The following is a 5,183-nucleotide window of genomic DNA, read 5'->3' as shown; positions in this document are numbered from 1 at the left end:
CCGCTCCTCACCCCGCAACCGACCCACCTCAACACCCACCTCACCCACCGACAACCCCACCAAATCCACCTCACGCCACGGCAACTCCACACCCGCCGCAATCACTTGGACGGGTTCGCCGTTGGCGCGCCGCTGGAAGCAGGCGCGCAGGGCCGCGTGCCGGTCCAACAGGGCCTGCCAGGAGGTGCGGAGCAGCGCGGTGTCGAGGTCGCCCCGGATCTCCATCGCCCCCTGGAGGACGTAGACGTCGGGGCCCTGCTCGTCGTAGCCGGCGTGGAAGAGGAGACCTTCCTGAAGCGGGGACAGCGGCCACACGTCTTCGATGCGCACCTGGCTCACTGCGTCACTCACTCCTTCTCGCCGGAGAGCTTGATCTGGAATTCGTCGATCTCGTCCTGTGCGAGGGCCACCATGGTGAAGTCGGACGGGGTGTGGCCGCTGAGGACGGGGTGCGGGCCGGTGGTGTGCGCCGCGAGGCCGGTGAGCATCGCGGCCCAGCCGTTGACCAGGGCCTGGAGCGCGGGCGGGGCGAGCAGTCCGACGGGGCAGGCCAGGGTGAGCGTCAGTTCCGGCCCGCCGGGCAGGTCGCGGACCAGGCCACCGGCTTCGAGTGCGTGCGTGGCGGTCATCCGGACGTCCGCCGTGCCGCCCAGGACTTCGTGCCCCTCAGGCTGCCAGTTGGTGCCGGCGATGTCATGGGCGTCCAACTGACGATCTCCGGCGGCGAACCTGCCCAGGTAATTGAAGCCGATCTGGGGGACGGGGGTTCGGGCCAGGGCGGGGGCGGTGGTCGGGTTGAGGTGGCGCAGCAGACCGTGGCCCAGTCCGTCGCCGGGGACGGCCCGGAGCTGTTCCTTGACCTGTTTGATCAGGAGGCCGGCCGCGGGGCCGCCGGCGCGGATTCCGGGGTGGTCCTCGGTGCCGGGGCCCAGGCGCACCGGATGGGAGCTGGTGAGCCAGCCGATGGTGCGGGTCAGGTCGAGGTCGCCGGTGCGGGGGTCTTGGGGGCGTGGTGAGCGGCCGTGGCCCTCGATGTCGATCAGGATGCCGTGGGCGGTGCTCCGGCCGCGGGCGTGCTGCCATTCGGTGACGGCGCCGACGAGGCCGGCGAGCAGGACGTCGACCACGGTGGCGTAGTAGGTGCCGGGGGCTCGGGTGAGGAGGTCGGTGGTGACGGGTGCGGGCAGGGTCAGGGCGGCCGTGGTCACGCCGGCGGCGACGGTGTCGGTGGTGGGGTCGAGCGGGCGGTCCCCGATGGTCGGTGAGGGTCCGTCGAGGATGGCGAGCCATGCGGGGAGTTCGGGTTCCCTAGCGAGGGCTTCCCGTTCCAGGAAGCGGGCGAAGGCGCGGAAGGAGGTGCCCCGGGGCGGGAGGGTCACCGGGCGTCCGGCTTCCAGCGCCTCGTACGCGGCGGCGAGGTCGGGGAGGAGCACGCGCCAGGAGACCCCGTCGATGACGAGGTGGTGGGCGACGATGAGGAGTTTGCCGGGGGTGCGTGGGCCGGCGTCGAACCAGACGAACCGGGTCGTCGTGCCGTTCTCGGGGGCGAGGGATGCGACGGCCCGGCGCAGCGCGGTCGGTAGGTGCCGGGTGGTGGACCGTTGGACGAGGTCCTCGGCGGTGGGGGCGCTGCCCTCCGCCGGGACGGTGAGGTGGCGGGGGGCGTCCCCGTCGAGTGCGAGGCGGGCGCGGAGGACGTCGTGGTGGTCGAGGAGTGCTTGGACGGCGGCGGTCAGTCGTGGGAGGTCGAGTCCGGCGGGTGTGCGCACCACCATGGACTGGGTGAAGGTGCCGGTGAGGGCGGTGGGTCCGGCGCGTTCGGCCAGTTCGCGCATGACGGGGGTCAGCGGGACGGTGCCGAGGGGGTCGTCGGTCTCCGGTGCGGCGGTGGTGCGGGGCGACGGGTCGGCGTCGAGGGGGGCGGTGTGGCGGGCGAGGGCGGCGGGGGTCTTCTGTTCGAAGACGAGTCGGGTGGTGAGGGCCAGTCCTGCGCGGCGGGCGCCGGTGACGAGGAGCATCGACATGATGGAGTCGCCGCCGAGTTCGAAGAAGGACTCGTCGGGGCCCGTTCCGGTGCGGCCGAGGACGTCGTCGAACAGGGTGCAGAGGGTCTCTTCGGCGGCGGTCGCGGGGGTCCGGCCGGCGTGTCCGAGGAATGCGGGTGCGGGGAGGGCGGCCCGGTCCAGTTTGCCGTTGGCGGTGACGGGGAGGGCGTCCAGCGGGACGATCACGGCGGGGACCATGTGCTCGGGCAGTCGGGCGGCGACCAGGTCGCGCAGTGCCGTGGGGTCGATGTCGGCGGGCCGGGAGTGCGGGGGTGCGGGGACGACGTAGGCGACGAGGCGGGTGGTGTTCCGGGGGCCCTGTCGGTCGGTGCGGGCGATGACGGCGGCGCGGGCGACGGTGGGGTGGGCGGTGAGGACGGCCTCGATCTCGCCGGGTTCGACGCGGATGCCGCGGATCTTCACCTGGTCGTCGCCGCGGCCGGCGAAGAGCAGTCGGCCGTCGGTGGTCCACCGGGCCAGGTCGCCGGTGCGGTACATGCGCGCGCCGGGCGGGCCGAACGGGCAGGCGGTGAAGCGCCCGGCGGTGAGTCGGGGGCGGTGGAGGTAGCCGCGGGTGACGCCGGCTCCGGCGACGTACAGTTCGCCGTCGGTGCCGGGTGGTACGGGCCGTAGGTGGCGGTCGAGGACGTGGACGCGGACGTTGGCGAGCGGCGGGCCGAGCGGCACCTCGTCGGGGAGCGGGTCGGGTGCCGTCCAACTGGTGACGTCGACGGTGGCCTCGGTGGGCCCGTACTCGTTGTGGAAGGCGCGGCCGGGGGCCCAGCGGCGGACCGCTTCGGGCGGGCACTCCTCGCCGGCGGTGACGATGTGCTCGATGCGGTCGAGGGCCCGCCGGGCGGCGGGATCGTCGGCGGTGAGGGTCTCCAGGACGCTGGGGGTGAAGGTGACGGCGTTGACGTCGAGGGTTTCCAGTTCGTGCACCAGCTCGCCGTCGCGGCGGGCGAGGCAGAGGGTGGCGCCGCCGGCGAGGGTCGGGTAGATCTCGGAGACGGAGGTGTCGAAGGAGACCGAGGCGAACTGGAGGACGCGGTCGCCGGGTCCCCAGCCGTAGGCGTCGACGCGCCAGGCCACGTAGTTGGCGAAGCCGAGGTGGGGCACGGTGACGCCCTTGGGCGTGCCGGTGGAGCCGGAGGTGTAGATCACGTAGGCCGGGTGGGCGGGCCGCAGCGGCCTGATCCGGTCGGTGTCGGTGGGTGGGGTGGCGGGTCGGGTCGCGAGTTCGGCGATCAGGTCGGGGTCGTCCCACGGGAGCCGGGCGCGTCCTTCGGTGTGCTGCTCGCTGTCGGAGGCGCAGATCAGGAGGGCGGGGCGGGCGTCGTCCAGCATGAACGCGACCCGTTCGGCGGGGTAGCCGGGGTCGATGGGGAGGTAGGCGGCGCCTGCCTTGAGGACCCCGAGGAGCACCGTGATCAGGTCCGCCGACCGTTCGAGTGCCACCCCCACCAGGTCTTCGGGGCCGATGCCCGCGGCGATGAGGTGGTGGGCCACCTGGTTGGCCCGGCGGTCCAGTTGGGCGTGGGTGAGGGTGGCGTCCCGGGTGACGACCGCCGCCCGGTCGGGGGTGCGGGCGGCGGCGGCCGCGATCATCTCGGGCACCAGGGCGTTCGGCAGGGGGCGTACGGGGCCGGTGCCGCGGGCCGGGAGCCGGTGCCGTTCCTCGGGTGTCAGCAGGTCGAGGTTGCCGAGCCGGGCCGTGGGGTCGGCGGTGAACTGTTCCAGCAGCCGGGCGAGCCGGGTCACCGTGGTGCGGGCGGCAGCCTCGTCGAGGACGTCGGTGCGGTACTCCAGGCGCAGTTCGAGTTCCCGGCCGGGCGTGGCGATCAGGGTGAGCGGGTAGTGGGTGGCCTCCTCGTTGCCGATCGCGGTCACCGGGAGTCCCCCGGGCGGCGCGGCGGCGGCCTCGGGGTCGTGGGGGTAGTTCTGGTGGACGACGAGGGTGTCGAAGGACGCCCCGGGCCCGGCGACGCGTTGGATCTCCGCGAGTCCGAGGTGGTGGTGGTCCAGCAGTCGGGTCTGTTGCCGGCCCAGCCGGGCGAGCAGGTCCGCGACGCTCCGTTCGGCGGGCAGGTGCGCCCGGACGGGGACGGTGTTGATGAACAGTCCGAGCATCCGCTCGACGCCGGGCAGTTCCGCGGGGCGAGAGGCGACGGTGGTGCCGAAGACGACGTCGTCGCGGTCGGTCAGGCTGCCGAGGAGGACCGCCCAGGCGCCCTGGACCAGGTTGTTCAGGGTCAGGCCGTGTGCCCGGGCGGTGTGGTGCAGCCCCAGGGTGAGGGCTTCGTCGGTGTGGGCGACGGCATGGGCGACGGGGTGTCGGCCGCCGCCGTCCCGGGCGGCCACCAGGGTGGGTCCGTCGACTCCGGTGAGGTGTTCGCGCCAGGCCGCGCGGGCGGCGTCCCGGTCCTGGACGGCCAGCCAGGCCAGGTAGTCCCGGTACGGGGCGACGGGCGGCAACCCCGAGGCGTCGCCCCCGGCGGCGTAGGTCAGGGACAGCTCCTCGAAGAGGACCGGCAGCGACCAACCGTCCATCAGGATGTGGTGCGAGGTCATCAGCAGTCGGTGGCGCCGGTCGTCCAGCGTGGCGAGGAGGAGCCTCAGGGCCGGGGGCCTGGTCAGGTCGAAGCGGGTCGCCTTCTCCTCCGCGGCAAGTCCGCGCACCTCGGCGTCCGGGTCGGGCAACCCCGACAGGTCGACCTCCCGCCAGGGCGGCGTCACCTGCGCCGCGACCACCTGCACCGGGCTCTCACGGCCCGTCACGTGCCGGAATCCGGTCCGGAGGTTGGCGTGCCGGTCCAGCAGCGCCTGCCAGGAGCGGCGCAGCACGGCCGGGTCGAGATCGCCTTCGAGGTCGAGGTGCCACTGTCCGACGTAGGCGTCGTGGCCGGTCTCGTCGTACCGGGCGTGGAACAGCAACCCTTCCTGCAACGGCGACAACGGCCACACGTCCACCAAACCGGGAACGGCCGCCTCCAACTCCTCCACCGCACCCTGCCCCAAGCCCACCAACGGAAAGTCCGACGGAGTGAACCCCCCACCCGACTCCTCCACCACATGCCGCACCAACCCACCCAGCACCTCCACCCACGCCCCCGCCAAACCCCGCAACTCCACCTCACC

The 5,183-nt window shown here is 73.4% G+C and carries 2 protein-coding genes; both read right to left on the bottom strand.

Annotated elements, in window-relative coordinates; genetic code table 11:
* Positions 1-339 (bottom strand): condensation domain-containing protein (locus ABT092_RS30685; protein WP_351249758.1); only part of this gene is annotated, 339 nt, incomplete at its 3' end.
* An 8-nt stretch (positions 340-347) separates the two neighbouring features.
* Positions 348-5,063, bottom strand: a complete 4,716-nt coding sequence (locus tag ABT092_RS30680) for a non-ribosomal peptide synthetase (RefSeq protein ID WP_351249756.1) — start codon at positions 5,061-5,063, stop codon at positions 348-350.
* Positions 5,064-5,183: the final 120 nt, after the last annotated feature.

It is taken from the genome of Streptomyces sp. NPDC002490 (assembly GCF_040296045.1).
GTDB lineage: Bacteria > Actinomycetota > Actinomycetes > Streptomycetales > Streptomycetaceae > Streptomyces.
The sequence above is the reverse complement of the archived record's forward strand: the minus strand, read 5'-3'. Positions and strand labels throughout refer to the sequence as shown.